Here is a 509-nt window from a genome sequence, read left to right as displayed (position 1 = left end):
TACAAATTACCCCGCATTGACCGCATAGGACTGAACACAGGGGGCAATGTGGTTTACATCAAAGGTATCTCAGTAGACCAACCCATGGCACCCAGTGTTCCTGATGATGTGTTGTCCCTTGCAACCATTACCAACAATTGGCTTGAAATGCCGGTTGTGGTCAATGATGGCACACGGGTTGCCCCCTATGATGAAATGTGGCGCTATTTTCAACGGGTGCTTTCGCTTGACCGTCTGATGCAATTAGAACGGATTAAAAGCAATGTTGACTCTAAAGAACCTGTTGCCAAAAAAGGCATGTTTGCAGACCCTTTTCTTGATGATAGTTACAGAGATGAAGGCTTTCAACAAACGGGGGCTGTAGGCAACGGCATTTTGCAGCTTGCCATTGACCCAACATTCTATACTGCTCCTTTAAAAGCGCCTGTCACCCTTGACTGGACAAATGAAGTGATCATTGCGCAAGAGTTGACAACGGCTTGCGAAAAAATCAATCCTTATCAAAATTT

1 protein-coding gene is annotated in these 509 nt (G+C 45.2%); it reads left to right on the top strand.

The features are described 5' to 3' along the window. The coding region (locus ACFINL_RS09960; RefSeq protein ID WP_375651514.1) for a DUF4815 domain-containing protein at positions 1-509 on the top strand (509 nt) is incomplete at both ends.

This window comes from Bartonella sp. AA78NXGY (genome assembly GCF_042197005.1).
Taxonomy (GTDB): domain Bacteria; phylum Pseudomonadota; class Alphaproteobacteria; order Rhizobiales; family Rhizobiaceae; genus Bartonella.
Note: the sequence above shows the minus strand (reverse complement) of the source record. Positions and strands in the feature narration are given on the sequence as shown.